General features: G+C 68.4%; 11 protein-coding genes. 9 read left to right on the forward strand and 2 right to left on the reverse strand.

Annotated elements, in window-relative coordinates; all coding sequences use genetic code 11:
• Positions 1 to 212 precede the first annotated feature (212 nt).
• Together E3O62_RS09745 and E3O62_RS09750 are read left to right on the forward strand one after the other, a co-directional pair.
• Complete coding sequence (locus E3O62_RS09745) at positions 213 to 806, forward strand: nitroreductase family protein (RefSeq protein ID WP_134398364.1); 594 nt, start codon at positions 213 to 215, stop codon at positions 804 to 806.
• 131 nt (positions 807 to 937) lie between these two features.
• Entirely contained in the window at positions 938 to 2,416 is a 1,479-nt protein-coding gene (locus E3O62_RS09750; protein WP_134398365.1) for an NAD(P)/FAD-dependent oxidoreductase, read from the forward strand.
• On the opposite strand, the gene E3O62_RS09755 is transcribed toward E3O62_RS09750, so the two are convergent.
• Positions 2,394 to 3,440 carry a zinc-dependent alcohol dehydrogenase family protein gene (locus tag E3O62_RS09755; RefSeq protein ID WP_134398366.1) on the reverse strand — a complete coding sequence of 349 codons (1,047 nt, stop codon included), beginning with the start codon at positions 3,438 to 3,440 and terminating at the stop codon, positions 2,394 to 2,396. The genes E3O62_RS09750 and E3O62_RS09755 overlap by 23 nt on opposite strands.
• Before the next feature lie 104 nt (positions 3,441 to 3,544).
• The gene (locus E3O62_RS09760) at positions 3,545 to 5,734 is read right to left on the reverse strand and encodes an ATP-dependent Clp protease ATP-binding subunit (protein WP_134393691.1); all 2,190 of its coding nucleotides are present in this window, start codon (positions 5,732 to 5,734) and stop codon (positions 3,545 to 3,547) included.
• Between the two features lie 241 nt (positions 5,735 to 5,975).
• Between E3O62_RS09760 and E3O62_RS09765 the strand changes: the two genes are divergently transcribed.
• From E3O62_RS09765 to E3O62_RS09795, 7 genes are all read left to right on the forward strand, one after another.
• Positions 5,976 to 7,406, forward strand: a complete 1,431-nt coding sequence (locus E3O62_RS09765; protein ID WP_134398367.1) for an aminobutyraldehyde dehydrogenase — start codon at positions 5,976 to 5,978, stop codon at positions 7,404 to 7,406.
• 67 nt (positions 7,407 to 7,473) lie between these two features.
• Positions 7,474 to 7,662 carry a hypothetical protein gene (locus E3O62_RS09770; RefSeq protein WP_134398368.1) on the forward strand — a complete coding sequence of 63 codons (189 nt, stop codon included), beginning with the start codon at positions 7,474 to 7,476 and terminating at the stop codon, positions 7,660 to 7,662.
• 89 nt (positions 7,663 to 7,751) lie between these two features.
• Positions 7,752 to 8,639, forward strand: a complete 888-nt coding sequence (locus tag E3O62_RS09775) for a universal stress protein (protein WP_134393694.1) — start codon at positions 7,752 to 7,754, stop codon at positions 8,637 to 8,639.
• A gap of 16 nt (positions 8,640 to 8,655) precedes the next feature.
• Positions 8,656 to 10,209, forward strand: coding sequence for an APC family permease (locus E3O62_RS09780; protein ID WP_166786456.1), 1,554 nt, complete (start codon positions 8,656 to 8,658; stop codon positions 10,207 to 10,209).
• A gap of 77 nt (positions 10,210 to 10,286) precedes the next feature.
• Entirely contained in the window at positions 10,287 to 13,604 is a 3,318-nt protein-coding gene (locus tag E3O62_RS09785; RefSeq protein ID WP_134398369.1) for a DEAD/DEAH box helicase, read from the forward strand.
• 125 nt (positions 13,605 to 13,729) lie between these two features.
• Positions 13,730 to 14,611 (forward strand): fructose-bisphosphatase class II family protein, encoded by an 882-nt coding sequence (locus E3O62_RS09790; RefSeq protein ID WP_134398370.1) that lies wholly within the window; start codon positions 13,730 to 13,732, stop codon positions 14,609 to 14,611.
• Between the two features lie 96 nt (positions 14,612 to 14,707).
• Positions 14,708 to 15,322 (forward strand): histidine phosphatase family protein, encoded by a 615-nt coding sequence (locus E3O62_RS09795; RefSeq protein ID WP_134398371.1) that lies wholly within the window; start codon positions 14,708 to 14,710, stop codon positions 15,320 to 15,322.
• Positions 15,323 to 15,581: the final 259 nt, after the last annotated feature.

Below are 15,581 nucleotides of genomic sequence, written 5' to 3' on the forward strand. Positions count from 1 at the left end.
GCCCGGACGGTCGCCCTGCTGCTCGAGCAGCCGACCTCCAGTTCGCCCGTGCGCGCAAATCGTCGCTATGTACGCGTCATACCGACGATTCACCCGCACTCGCGAGACGTGGTGGCGAGGATGCAGCGGAATAGTGTGCCGCCGCCCGCGTTGGAGTGGATGGGTCAGTGTTGCCCCGCCATCCCAGCCAGACTCCAGCGAAAGACGGGCCCATGAACCTCATCACCGACACCCTCAGCCGCGCCGCCCACACGACGTCGCCGCTCCTACCCGTGCTCGCCGGGCGCTGGAGCCCCCGCGGCTTCGACCCGACGGCCCTCGTCGACGAAGCCACTCTGACCACCGTGCTCGAGGCCGCCCGTTGGGCTCCCTCGGCCAGCAATATGCAGCCTGCCCGCTTCATCGTCGCCCGCCGCGGCTCGGACAGCTTCGCGAAGATCCATGAGTCGCTGATGGGCTTCAACAAGGCGTGGGCGGAGGCCGCCTCCGTGCTGATCGTCAACGTCGCCACCCTGCCGATCGACGCGACCCGCGAGAACCCGTGGGCCCGCTACGACCTGGGTCAGGCCGTTGCCCATCTGACGATCCAGGCCCAGCACGAGGGACTGCACACCCATCAGCTCGGCGGTTTCGACGGCACCGCCCTCGCCCTGGCCTTCGGCCTCGCCGAGGACCAGGCCACCGTCTCCATCACCGCCCTCGGCGTGCTCGGCGACGTCTCCCTGCTCTCCCCCGAGCTACTCGAACGCGAGTCCGCCCCGCGCACCCGCAAGCCTCTCGTCGAGCTCCTCCTGGTCAACGACTAGTCAACGACCAGCGGCAAGAGTCCGACCCGACACAGTAACTCCACAGCCCCGTCAGGTAAAAACGTTATCCGACTATTTTTCCCGGCAACGCGCCCGGGTGCTTCCAGCAGTGAACACCGGTGGAGACCACGATGACCGAAAACATCCCTAATCACTTCGACGTCGTCGTCATCGGCGCGGGGCCGGCGGGAACGGCCGCTGCGCTCCGTGCCGCCGAACTGGGAGCCCGGGTCGCCGTGGCGGAGGCCGACCAGCTCGGCGGGACATGCGTAAACACGGGGTGCGTGCCGACGAGGGTGCTCGCCAAGGCAGCGCGCCTGATGCGCGAGGTGCGCGCGGCAGATACCTACGGAATCGTAGTCAACGACCCGCGCATCGACTGGGCCACCATGGGAGATCGGGTGCAGTCGCGAGTGAACAAGGTGCGCTCGATCAAGAGCGAGGCCGAGAGGTTCGCGGCCGCCGGCGTTGAGCTGATGCTGGAAGGTCGGGCGCGCTTCATCGACCCACACTCCGTGGTTCTGGACAGCGGCCGCATCCTCACCGCCGCCACGTTCCTGGTCTGCGTCGGCGGGCATTCTCGGCGACTCGCCGTGCCGGGGGCGCACTTGGCGACGGTCCCGGAAGACATTCTGACGCTGCCGTCGCTGCCCCGACGGGTGGCCGTGATCGGCGCCGGAAACACCGGCGCCCAGTTGGTCACGGTGTTCAGCTCCTTCGGCTCCGACGTGACCGTGCTCGATGTGGCACCGCGCATTCTGATGGCGTCGGATTCCGACATCTCCGCCACGGTCTCCGGGGCGTTCCGCGAGCAGGGCGTGGCCGTGCACACGGGCATTGAAGCGGTGACGGCGATCGAGCAGGACGCCGACGGAACCCTCACCCTGTCCTGGCGCAAAAACGGAACGGAACAGTCTTCCGGCTTCGACGCCGTCATCATGTCCACCGGTTGGCCGGCGGATGTCGACGACCTCGGGCTCGACCGGGCCGGCATCACCATCGAACGTTCCGCCATCCCGGTGGACCAGTACTTCCGGAGTGTCGTGCCCCATATTTTTGCGGTCGGCGACGCGAACGGTCGGGACATGCTCGTACAGGCAGCCCAATTTGAGGGCGAGGCCGCGGCCGAGAACGCGGTGCTGGGCGCCAATCGCAGAACGCCGCACCACCTGCTCCCGGCCGGCGGTTTCACCGACCCCGACTACGCGGGCGTGGGGTTCACCGAGGAGGAGGCCCGGGCTCGAGACCCGCACTGCGTCGTCGCGACAGTGCCCTACGCCGAGCTCGACCGCGCTGTGATCGACGGGCGGGAACCCGGCTTCCTCAAGCTGATCGCCGACCGGCGGCGGGAGCTGATCCTCGGCGCCCATGCCACCGGGGAGAACGCGGTCGAAGTGATCCAATCCGTGACGACGGCGATGGCCGCCGGCGTCGACGTCGCCACTCTGGCCCGGGTGCGCTTCGCCTACCCCACCTACAGTGCCGTCATCGGCCTCACGGCCCGTCGACTACTGCTGGAAGCGCCGAAGCCGGCCGCGGTGATCCTGCCCGTCGAAATCCCCCTCCCGACACCTGCGATCTCCGTACCTACGGGAGCAGCATCACCTTGATGGCGCGGCGCTCGTCCATGGCGGCGTAGGCCTCGGCGACCTCGGCCAGCGGCAGCTGCAGGTCGAACACGCGGCCGGGGTTGATAGCGCCCGAGAGCACTTCCGGCAGCAACTCTTCGACGTAGCCGCGCACGGATGCGACGCCGCCGTTCAGGCCCACGTTCCGCCCGAACAGCGGGCGAACCTCGATCGGTCCGCCGGTGGGCACCCCCACGTAGCCGACCATTCCGCCGGGACGGGCCGACGCGATGGCCTGCTCCATCGATTCCTTGGTGCCGACGCACTCGAGCACGCAGTCCGCGCCGATGCCGTCGAACAGCTCACGGATGCGGGCCACGCCGGCCTCGCCGCGCTCCTCGACGATCTCGGTCGCGCCGAACTCGCGGGCCACGAGCTGCCGTTCGGGGTGACGAGACATGGCCACGATGCGGGAGGCCCCGAGCCGCTTGGCCGCGATGATGGCGCAGAGGCCGACCGCGCCGTCGCCGACGACGACGACCGTGCTGCCCGCGGTCACACCGGCGGAGACCGCGGCGTGGTGGCCGGTGCCCATGACGTCGGCGAGGGTCAGGAGGCCGGGAACCTGGGCATCGGTGGGCAGGGTCGGCGTCGCAACGAGCGACCCGTCGGCGTGCGGCACGCGCACCTTCTCGCCCTGGGCGCCGTCGGCGAATCCGCCGAGCTGGTCGTCCGAGCCCCACCAGCCACCGTTCAGGCAGGAGGTGCTGGTGCCGTTCTGGCAGTTGATGCAGGTGTTATCGCAGTCGTAGAACGGCGCGATGACGAAGTCGCCGACCTTGACCCGGCTGACGTCGGCGCCGATTTCCTCGACGATGCCGACGAACTCGTGGCCGATTCGTTTCGGCTCCTCGGTGGGCTGGACGCCGCGGTAGGGCCAGAGATCTGAGCCGCAGACGCAGGCTGCGACGACGCGCACGATGGCGTCACCGCCGGTGGAGAGAGTCGGATCGGATACTTCTTCGAGGCGGACGTCCCGTTCCCCGTAAATCACTGTTGCACGCATGCTTCGACCCTATGCCAGCCCACTGACCGTCACCGGGGCAGGGGGCCCGTTCCAGCGTATTCCCGCCCAATTCCGCTGGACGCGAAATCCGGCGACGGACAGAGCTACAGCAGCGCGTCGTCGTCGAGGTCGGCCGGGTCCACGACCAGCAACGGGGCGGATGCGACGCTGAGCGATTCCCCGTCCGGCGCCAGATCCACCCGCACCGTCTCGCCGTCCCGCACGGCGCCCGACAGGATCGCGGTCGCCAACCTGTCGTCGATCTCGGTCTGCATCAGCCGCCTCAGCGGGCGCGCACCGTAGATCGGGTCGTAGCCGCGTTCCGCCAGCCACGTGCGGGCATCCGGGGTCACGCCCAGCTCGAGCCGGCGCTCGATCAGCCGCTTCTCCAGCCGGTCGACAAGCAGCCCGACGATCTGGCCGAGGTCCTCCATCGACAACGATTCGAACACGACGATGTCGTCGAGACGGTTGACGAACTCGGGCTTGAACGTCTTGCGCACGAGTGCCTGCACGGCCGCCTCCTTCTCGTCCCGGCTGAGCAGCGGGTCAATCAGGAACGCCGACCCGAGGTTCGAGGTCAGCACCAGGATCGTGTTGCGGAAGTCCACGGTGCGGCCCTGGCCATCCGTGAGCCGGCCGTCGTCGAGCACCTGCAGCAAGACGTCGAAGACCTCCGGATGCGCCTTCTCCACCTCGTCGAACAAAATCACCGAATACGGGCGGCGGCGCACGGCCTCGGTCAGCTGCCCGCCCTGCTCGTAGCCGATATAGCCGGGAGGAGCCCCGACCAGACGGGACACGGAGAACTTTTCCCCGTACTCGCTCATGTCGATGCGCACCATCGCCTTTTCGTCGTCGAAGAGGAACTCGGCGAGCGCCTTCGCCAGCTCCGTCTTGCCCACGCCGGTCGGCCCGAGGAAGAGGAACGAACCGGTCGGCCGGTCCGGGTCGGAGATGCCGGCCCGGCTGCGGCGCACGGCGTCGGCGACCGCGCGCACGGCCTGCCTCTGCCCGACCAGGCGGTGCCCGAGCTCACCCTCGAGGTTCAGCAGCTTCTCCGTTTCGCCCTGCAGCAGCCGCCCTACCGGAATGCCGGTCCACATCGCGACCACGGCGGCGATGTCCTCCGCGGTGACCTGGTCACCGACCATCCGCGGCCCATCCTGCTCGGTCTGCTCCGCCTCGGCGAGTTCCCGATCGATCACCGGAATCTCGCCGTAGAGCAGCCTGGACGCTTTCTCCAGGTTGCCTTCGCGCTCGGCCACCTCGGCCTGGCTGCGGGTGCTCACCAGGCGCTTCCTCAGATCGCCGATGCGGTTGAGCGAGGAACGCTCCTTGTCCCAGCGGTCCTGCAGTTCAGCAAGGGCCACCGTGTATTCAGCAAGGTCAGCACGCAATTTCCCCAGGCGAGCCTTAGAGGCGTCGTCCTTCTCCTTTTTCAGCGCGAGCTCTTCCAACTCCAGCCTCTGCACTCTGCGACGCAGTTCGTCGATTTCCACGGGAGCGGAGTCGATCTCCATCCGCAGTCGGCTGGCCGCCTCGTCGATCAGGTCGATGGCCTTGTCCGGCAGCTGGCGGGCAGTGATGTACCGGTTGGAGAGGGATGCCGCGGCCACCAGCGCCGAGTCCGCGATCGACACCTTATGGTGGGCCTCGTAGCGCTCCTTGAGCCCGCGCAGGATGGCCACGGTGTCTTCCACACTGGGCTCGTCGACCAGCACCGGTTGGAACCGGCGCTCGAGGGCGGCATCCTTCTCGATGAATTCGCGGTACTCGTTGAGCGTGGTCGCACCGATCAGGCGCAGCTCGCCGCGGGCGAGCATGGGCTTGAGCATGTTGGAGGCCGCCACGGACCCTTCGCCGCCGCCGGCACCCATCAGGGTGTGCAGCTCGTCGACGAAGGTAATGATCTGCCCCTGCGCGTCGTTTATCTCCTTGAGCACGGCCTTGAGCCGCTCCTCGAACTCGCCGCGGTACTTGGCCCCCGCCACCAGGGCCGCCAGGTCGAGGGAGACCAGCTGCTTGCCCTTGAGGGAGTCGGCCACATCGCCGGCCACGATGCGCTGGGCCAGCCCCTCCACAACGGCGGTCTTGCCCACTCCCGGTTCACCGATCAGCACCGGGTTGTTCTTGGTGCGGCGGGTGAGCACCTGACTGACCCGCCGAATCTCCGCGTCCCGCCCGATCACCGGGTCAAGCTTGCCGCTCTGGGCGATCTCGGTGAGGTTGACGCCGTACTGCTCCAGCGCCGTCTTCGCTTCTTCCTGGGGAGGTTGCTGACCTGCTTGCATCGGAAGATCCTCTCTCGGGCCCGCCGCTCTCGCCGCAGGTCGATAAAAAGCTGAGCCTGTTGGACTCAAGTTTACGGGACATTGAGAAAACGCGCCAGCGGTCCGGAGACAACTCGGTGGTGCTGCGGCGGCGGTATCAACACGACCCAGTTCTGGTCCGGGGTATCCGAATTCCTTCGTCGGATGCCATACTTACCGAACAAAAGACCCGTTTCTACACTCAGCGCAGAGGATCAGGCCCGTGGCCACGCCCACCCTTAATAACTTCATCAACGGCCGCTTCGTCACTCCCTCCGGCACCGAGCTGCTCGACATCGTCGATCCCACAACGGGGCGCCGGGTCGCCCGGGCCCCGGTCTCCACCGCGGCCGACGTCGACGACGCGATGACCGCCGCGAAGACCGCCTTCCACACCTGGGGCCGCACCACTCCCGCCGAGCGGCAGCGCGCGCTGCTGCGCCTCGCCGACGCGATCGACGCCGAGAGTGACGCCATCGTGGAGGCCCAGCACCGCAATACGGGCCAGCCCCGCGCCACGATCGCCGTCGACGAGGTCGCGGCCGGCGCCGATCAGCTGCGCTTCTTTGCCGGTGCCGCCCGACTGCTCGAGGGCAAGTCCGCCGGTGAATATCTACCCGGCATGACCTCCTGGGTACGCCGCGAACCGATCGGCGTGATCGGGCAGGTCACCCCGTGGAACTTCCCCTTCCTGATGGCCATCTGGAAGATCGGCCCCGCGCTGGCGGCCGGCAACACCCTCGTGCTGAAGCCCAGCGACACCACCCCGGAGTCGACCCTCGAACTCGCCCGGATCAGCCAAGGCATCCTCCCCGACGGCGTGATGAACATCGTGCTCGGCAACGGCGGCACCGGGGCCGCGATCGTCGAGCATCCGGTGCCCGGCCTGGTCTCGATCACCGGCAGCGTGCGGGCCGGTATGGCCGTCGCCGCCGGCGCCGCGAAGACGCTCAAGCGGGCACATCTCGAGCTCGGCGGCAAGGCGCCGGCCCTGGTCTTCGCCGGCGTCGACGTCAGCAAGACCGCCGCCGCCATCGCCGACTTCTCCTTCTATAACGCCGGGCAGGACTGCACGGCCATCACGCGAGTGCTCGTGCACGAGTCCATCCATGACGAGTTCGTCGACGCACTCGTCGCCGAGGCGCGCAGCCGCACTACCGGGTCGGCCGACGACGCCGACAACTACTTCGGGCCGCTCAACAACGTCAACCACTTCGACGACGTCGCGCGCAAGGTCGCGGCCCTGCCCGACCACGCTGTCATTGCCACCGGCGGACACCAGGTCGGCACCGAGGGCTTTTTTTTCGAGCCCACGGTCGTCACGCAGGTGCGCCAAACGGATGCGATCGTGCAGGAGGAAACGTTCGGCCCGGTGATCACGGTGCAGCCCTTCACGTCGGAGGAGCACGCGGTCACGCTCGCGAACGATGTCAACTACGCACTCGCCTCCAGCGTGTGGACCCTCGACCACGCCACGGCCATGCGGGTCTCCCGCGACCTCGACTTCGGCGCGGTGTGGATCAACACCCACCTCCTGCTGACCGCCGAGATGCCACACGGCGGTTTCAAGCAGTCCGGATACGGCAAAGACCTGTCGATGTACGGTGTCGAGGACTACACCCGGATCAAGCACGTGATGAGCGCGCTGGAATAAACACGGGTCTCGACGGGCTCGAGCACCGCCAGGCTCGACCACCGCCTACGAGAACAGAGGCCCCTCGATGACTTTCCATCCGCTCGACCCGCTCTCCGCCGCTGAGTTCACCTCGATCGAGCTGGTCGAGCCGCCCCGGAGCGCCCCGCTCGACATCGGGCAGCCCGACGGCCCGAGCTTCACGCTCGACGGCAACCTGGTCGAGTGGCGGAGCTGGTCGCTCCGGGTGTGCGCCGGGCGAGCACGCCGGGCATGACCATGAACATGACCAGCCCGCCCGCCCATAATCCACACCACCATGACCACTGAGTGCGACACCCGTCGCGAACCGAGGGAGAAACCAGCGTGACCCGAGTAGCCAACTACGTCGTCGCATACGAAGCGACCGAACGGGGCAATGACACCGTCGAGCTGGGTGTCGCGCTGGCGCGCCTGACCCGCTCCGAGCTGCGTCTGTGCCTCGTGCTGCCACATCATTCATCCACCGTCCCGGCCCGGGTCGGTGCGTCCACTTCCCCCGACTACCAGGCTCTGCTCGAGGAGCAGGCCCTCGAGTGGCTGGAACAGGGCAAGGCCCTGGTTCCCGATGACGTGGTCGCCACCACGCATCTCCTCTACGCCGACTCCACCACGGAAGGCTTGCTCCAGGCCGCTCGCGCGTTCGACTCGGACCGCATCGTCGTCGGGGCCTCACGCCGCGGCCTGATGAACCGATTCACGATCGGCAGCGTGGCCAACGCGCTCCTGCACGCCTCGCCGGCGCCCGTCGCCCTCGCGCCCCGCGGCTACAAGGCTCCCGCGCAGCTGACCCGGATCACCTGCGCCATCGGTACCCGGCCGGGCTGGAAGACGCTGCTCGACTCACTGGTGGCCTTCTCGGAGGACCTCACGGTCGACCTGCGTTTCGTCACGCTCGTGGAGGTCGACGCCGGTCGTCGGCACCCGGTCGACGAGAGCGAGAGCCAGGCCCACCTCGACGGCGTCCTGGAGTACTTCCAGAGTCGGTCGAAGGCGCGCGGCACCATCACCACCGAGGTCGCGTCCGGGCACACCGTGGAGGCCGCGGTCGAGGCCCTCGACTGGCAGCCGTCCGAAATCGCCTTCGTCGGCTCCAGTCGGCTGGCTCAGCCCACCACGATTTTTCTCGGCATCACCGCGCACCGCATGCTGCACGCGCTCCCCGTTCCTCTCATCGTGGTTCCCACCGGCACTGACGCCCGTAAGCCGCACTGACCCTAAGGACAGTCCATTGACTAGCCAATCTCCCTCCTCGGGCTCCACGCCCGGCACCTCCACCCTCACCGGCGGCCTTTCCGAGAAGGGTCTCAGCGCCGGCTCCATCGGGCTTCTCGGCGCCACGGTCATCGGCATCTCGTGCATCGCACCGGCGTACACCCTGACGGCCTCCCTCGGCCCGACGGTCGCGGCCGTCGGCACCCAGATGCCGGGCATCTTCCTGGTCGGGTTCATCCCCATGCTGCTGGTGGCGCTCGGCTACCGCGAGCTCAACAACGCCATGCCGGATGCCGGCACCTCCTTCACGTGGGCCACCCGCGCCTTCGGGCCGTGGCTCGGCTGGATGGGCGGCTGGGGCCTGATCGTCGCTACGGTGGTCGTGCTCTCCAACCTCGCCGGGGTCGCCGTCGACTTCTTCTATCTGATGCTCGCCCAGCTTCTCGGCAACCCGAGCCTCGCCGACCTGACCAACAATGTTGTGATCAACGTGCTCACCTGTCTGGTGTTCATGGTGGCGGCCTGTTATGTCTCGTACCGCGGCATGGAGACCACGAAGGCCGTGCAGTACGTGCTCGTGGCCTTCCAGCTGATCGTGCTGGTCTGGTTCAGCGTCGCCGCCCTGCTGCAGGTCGCAGAAGGCACCGCCTTCGATGCCCTTGCGTTCAGCGCCGACTGGTTCAACCCGTTCCTCGCCCCGTCGTTCTCGGCCTTCGCGGCCGGGGTCTCGCTCTCGATCTTCATCTTCTGGGGCTGGGACGTCACCCTGACCATGAACGAGGAGACCAAGAACCCGAAGACAACCCCCGGGCGTGCGGCGACGTTGACCGTGGGCATCATCTTCGCGCTCTACATCCTCGTGGCGGTCGCCGCCCTGATGTTCTCCGGCATCGGCGCCGGCGAATTCGGGCTCGGCAATGAGGAGATCCAGGGCAACGTGTTCGCCGCCCTCGCCGGACCGGTGATGGGTCCCTTCGCCATCCTGATGTCGCTGGCCGTGTTGTCCAGCTCGGCCGCGTCGCTGCAGTCGACCTTCGTCGGGCCGGCACGCACCATGCTCTCGATGGGCCACTACAAAGCGTTCCCGAAGCGGTTCGCCTCAATCAGCCCGCGCTACAAATCCCCGGCCTTCGCCACCGTGATGGCAGGAATCGTGGCCTGGGGCTTCTACGCGATCATGCGCGTACTCAGCACCGATGTGCTCACCGACACGATCCTGACCCTGGGCATGATGATCTGCTTCTACTACGGGGTCACCGCGTCTGCCTGCGTCTGGTACTTCCGCGACTCGCTGAGCGGGCCCCGTGCCATCCTGCTCAAATTCCTGGCGCCGCTGATCGGCGGGGTCATCCTGCTGGTCATCTTCGCAACCACGCTCTACGACAGCATGAACCCCGACTACGGCAGCGGATCGAACATCGGTGGGGTCGGGCTCGTTTTCATCCTCGCGATGGTGCTGTTCATCGGCGGCATCGTGCTGATGCTGATCCAGCGCAGCATCAACCCGGCCTTCTTCCAGGGAAAGACGTTGACGAAGGGGTCCTCGAAGGAACACGGGCACGTCGAGTAGCCCCCTGATGCGCCCGGCCGGGCCTGCCACGGCCGGGCCTGCCACGGCCGGGCACGGCAGTGCCGGACCGTGGAAGAATGGTTTCCGCCATGGCCCACACGTTCAGCTCCCACGACATCGCGCTCCTTGTGGGCAGCCAGGCGTTCTCACGCGGCGAACGCTACGCCCGCAACGGCCACGTTGAGGCCGAGACCTGGTTCGGCTCGAACACCCAGCTCTTCGGCATGGTGCGCGGTTCTCACCCGACGCCGTATTCGGTGACCGTCTCGTTCACCCTTGATTCCACCGGCGCCGCGGTGCGGGCATCCGGCGTCTGCACCTGCCCGATGAAGCGCAACTGCAAGCATGTCGCCGCGCTGCTGATCGAGAGCCAGGGCGGCGCCGTGGGCCGCAGCCTCGGTGGAATGCCGGGTGCCCACGCCACCACCCTGGGCCGCGAGCCCGGCTCGGCCGTCGGCACCGCCGAGTTCTCCGCACGGCAAGCGTGGCGAAGTGCGCTGGCTCCTCTGGCGCGACCGGATGCCGCGCCGTCCGCAGACACCCGCCTCGCCCTCCAGTTCCAGCTTCTCGCTCCCGAGCACGGGCGTTTCGCCAGTCAGCCGGGGCTGCGCCGGCTGGCGGCGCGGCCCGTGATGATGGGCAAGCAGGGCAAGTGGATCCGGGGCAGCGTCACCTGGGAGAACCTGACCACCGACGGGTCGCTCGATCGTGGCCAGCTGCGGGTGCTCTCGGCGCTCTACGCGCTGCAGTTCGCGGCGCGCCCGTACTACGCCACCTCCACCCAGTGGATTCCGGTCGACGCTTTCCCCGACCGAGCGCTCTGGGATCTGCTCGACGACGCGGCGAACGCCGGGCTCCGCCTGGTCTCCGCCACGGCGCAGCAGGATCCCGTGCTCGTCTCGCCCGTTCCTGCGTGCCTCGAGCTGGACATCCGTCGTGTGTCCGACGGCCTCACCCTGCGTCCCCTCCTGCTGCTGGGCGACGAGCCGCAGGCGCGCGGCACATTCGGGTTCATCGGCAACCCCGCCCACGGCGTCTACACCTGGGCGGGCCGGTCTGGCAGTGACTCCCCGCAGATCACCCTCGCCCCGCTGTCAGGCGAGATCAGCCGGGAGCTGCGGGCCATGGCGGCCTCCGACACCATCGCGGTGCCCGGCACGGACGAGGCCGACTTCCTGGCCGAGTTCTACCCGTTCCTTCGACACCGGGTCACCGTGACCAGCCGGGACGAGTCGTTCGCCCTGCCCGAGACCCCGCAGCCCGTGCTGGCCCTGACCGTCACGCACCAGATGGATGCCCGCATCACCCTGCACTGGGCGTGGCACTACCCGGAATACCACCAGCCACTCCGCCCGGTGCCGGACGATGGCAGGTTTCGCGACGGCACCCGGGAGGGGCGGATCCTGCAGGACGTGCAGGCGCTCCTCACCTCCGTGCCGGCCCTGGTAGGGCAGCAGAGCGGCCTGCCGGTACTCATCGAGCGCGCCACCCTCACCGGCACCGCCATGCTCGGCTTCCTCGACTCCGTGGTGCCGACCCTGGCGGCCGCAGACCACGTCACCGTGCTGATCGCCGGCGATGCCCCCGACTACCGCCAGGCCGACGAGGCGCCGGTGATCACCGTGGGCACCATCGAACGCCCGGATGACCGGGACTGGTTCGACCTGCAGGTAGCCGTCAGCATCGACGGCGAGGAGATCCCGTTCGACAGCCTGTTCCGGGCCTTGGCGGTCGGTCAGCAGCTGATGATCCTGCCCAGCGGCACCTGGTTCAACCTCGACCGCCCCGAACTGTACACGCTCCGCCGGCTGATCGAGGAGGCCCGAGGGCTGCAGGACGTCGGCGCCGGGTCCCTGGGGATCAGCCCGTTCCAGGCCGACCTCTGGGAGGAGCTGCAGTCCCTCGGGGTCGTCGGCGGCCAGGCGACCGCGTGGCGCGACACCGTGTCCGGGCTCACCGACGTCGCCCAGATTCCGGAACAGCCTCTGCCGGCCGGGGTCGACGCCACCCTGCGCGGCTACCAGCAGGCCGGTTTCGAGTGGTTGAGCTTTCTCTACGACCATCAACTGGGCGGCATCCTCGCCGACGACATGGGCCTCGGCAAGACCCTGCAGGCCATCGCCCTGATGGAACGCGTGCGGGAGCAGCCGGGGCAGAGCGCGCCGTTCCTGGTCGTGGCACCCACCAGCGTGGTCTCCAACTGGGCGGCCGAGTGCGCCCGGTTCGCGCCCGGCCTGCGGGTGGCCGCGATCACCGAGACCTCCGGCAAGCGCAGCAGCACCCTGGCCTCGCTGCACGGCGGCGCGGACGTCGTCGTCACCTCGTACACGCTTTTCCGGCTGGACTTCGGCGACTACGAGGCCCTGGCCTGGTCCGGGCTACTGCTCGACGAAGCCCAGTTCGTCAAGAACCGCAAGTCCCGCGCCCACCAGTGCGCCCGCCGCCTGGCCACCCCGTTCAAGCTCGCGATCACGGGCACGCCGCTGGAGAACAACCTGATGGAGTTCTGGTCGCTGCTCTCGATCACGGCACCGGGACTGTTCCCCAGCCCCGGCCGCTTCGGCGACTACTACCAGAAACCGATCGAGAAGGATGCCGACGGCGACCGGCTCGACCAGCTGCGCCGCCGCATCCGCCCGTTCATGCTGCGCCGCACGAAGGAGCAGGTGGCCGGCGACCTGCCCACCAAGCAGGAGCAGGTGCTTGAGCTGACGCTGCACCCGAAGCACCGCGCGGTCTACGACACCCACCTGCAGCGGGAACGGCAGAAGGTGCTCGGCCTGATCGACGACATGAACTCCAACCGGTTCGAGATCTTCCGCTCGCTCACCATGCTGCGCCAACTCAGCCTCGATGCCAGCCTCTACGATACGAAGTACGACGGCATCCCGTCGACCAAGCTCGACGTGCTCCTCGAACTGCTGGAGGACGTCGTCGCCGGCGGGCACCGCACCCTCATCTTCAGCCAGTTCACAAAGTACCTGGGCAAGGCCCGCGCACGCCTCGACGACGCGGGCATCAGCTATTCCTACCTCGACGGCAAGACCCGCAACCGGGCGCAGGTAATCGAGAGCTTCAAGACCGGCGACAATTCGGTCTTCCTGATCAGCCTCAAGGCCGGCGGGTTCGGCCTGAACCTGACCGAGGCCGACTACGCCATCCTGCTCGACCCGTGGTGGAACCCGGCCACCGAGGCGCAGGCCGTGGATCGCATGCACCGGATCGGCCAGACGAAGAACGTCTTCGTCTACCGCCTGGTCTCCCGGGACACGATCGAGGAAAAGGTGATGGCCCTCAAGGCCACGAAGGCCCGCCTCTTCGAGAGCGTGATGACGGATGGCGCCGCGCGCGGGACCGCCCTGACGGCCGCCGACATCCGTGAGCTGCTCGCTTAGCCCTCGCACCGGTACCCGCCCGCTGAGTCGCCCGCGCTGTCGCCCGCACGAGTGCCCGCCCCGGGCACGCGAGTAGGCTTTCCGCTGCCGGTCACGAGACCGCCGTCCCAAGCAAGAGGTAACCCATGCCGCAGCACCGCCCGTTCGCTCCCGCCGAATCCACCGTGATCGGAGCCGAGGGCTGGCCGGCCGGGCTGGTCGCCGCCGTGCGCGCGTCGACCGAGGCGGCGGCACGCGCCACCCGCCCTTGGGTGGGTCGCGGGGACAAGTTCGCCGCCGACCAGGCGGCCGTCGCCGCCATGCGTGCCGTTCTCCTGGTCGCACCTTTTCGCGGAACCGTCGTGATCGGCGAGGGAGAGAAGGACCAGGCCCCCATGCTTGCCAACGGGGAGCAACTCGGCACGGGGAACGGACCGGACTGCGACATCGCAGTCGATCCGCTCGACGGCACGACCCTCGCCGCCCGGAACCTGCCCGGGGCGGTGTGCGTGATCGCCATCTCCCCCCGAGGCACGATGTTCGATCCCGCCGGTGTCTTCTACATGGAGAAACTCATCTCCGGCCCAGCCGGCCATGGCGTGCTCGACCTGCACGCCTCCGCCACCCGCAACCTCCGTGCGTTCTCGCTCGCCAGCGGCATCCCCGAGACCGCGCTCACCGTCGCTGTGCTCGACAAACCGCGCCACGGCGAACTCATCCGCGAACTCGAGTGCGCCGGAGCGCGCGTGCTCCGCACGGCCGAGGGTGACATCTCCACGGCCATCGCCGCCGCATCGACGGATGCCACGGTCGACCTCTCGATGGGTATCGGCGGTACCCCGGAAGGCGTCATCGCAGCCTGCGCCGTGCGCGCCCTCGGCGGCGTGATGCTCGGGCGGATGGCCCCGCAGAGCGAGCCCGAAGAGCGCGGCGCCCGGGCTGCGGGCCTCGACCTCGCCCGCATCTACGACGCAGCAGACCTGGTGGCGAGCAAGCACGTGCTTTTCGCGTCGTCCCCGGTCACCTGAGCCACCGCGCTCTGTTCCACAAGTCGAGCCGCCCGAGATTCGACCCGGTCGAGACCCGATTCATCTCACGACCTCGGCCCGAGGCAGAATAGAACGGTGAGTGCCACAACTACCTTCGCCCTGATCCGCCACGGCCAGACCGACTGGAATGCCGCTTTGCGTATCCAGGGTCACTCCGACATCCCGCTCAATGACACCGGGCGTGGCCAGGCAGCGGATGCCGTCGGCCACCTGGCCGCAGAGGAGTGGGACTTCGTTGTCTCCTCACCGCTCAGCCGCGCAGCCGAGACGGCCGATCTCATCGCCGAGGGCCTCGGCCTGACCGTCACCGGTCGCATCCCTGGGATCGTGGAACGCAACTACGGTCCCGCCGAGGGACTGGGCGCAGGCCCCGAGCTGGACGCGCTCCGCGTCCCCGGCGGTCCCACCGGAATCGGCGGCTTCCACGGCGCCGAAACCGAGGCCAGCGTCGCCGACCGCGGGGTCGAGGCCCTGCAACTGCTCGCCCGCGACCACCCGGGGGCTCGCATCATCGTCGTCAGCCACGGGACGCTGATCCGACTGACGCTGATGCGGGCGCTCGAGAAGCCCGTCGACACGATCAGGAACGCCTCCCTCAACGTCGTCGTCCATGACCAGGTCGGCTGGACCCTCGACATCCTCAACGGCGAGCCCGTCCCCTCCGACAACCTCCTCCTCCCCACCAACTAGCAGCCGCCGGGCCCGCAGCCCGCATGACTGCTCCCGGAACGGGTCCACTCGCCCGCGCTTGACGACGGCAGGCCCCCTCGCGGGGTGGCCCTCTGTCGTTGGTGCAGGTGTGCACCCTCGCACCAGGACCCGTGTGTGTGTGGCTAACTCAGGAGATCCATTGCCCGCCGTGACCGGCTGCCGCGGATCGGTGCGGCACGGGTGCGGATGCCCGGCGCGGCCTGGTTGGATCTCCTGAGTTGGCCACGACCGCTACCGG

It is taken from the genome of Cryobacterium sp. TMT2-15-1, assembly GCF_004402345.1.
Lineage (GTDB): Bacteria > Actinomycetota > Actinomycetes > Actinomycetales > Microbacteriaceae > Cryobacterium > Cryobacterium sandaracinum.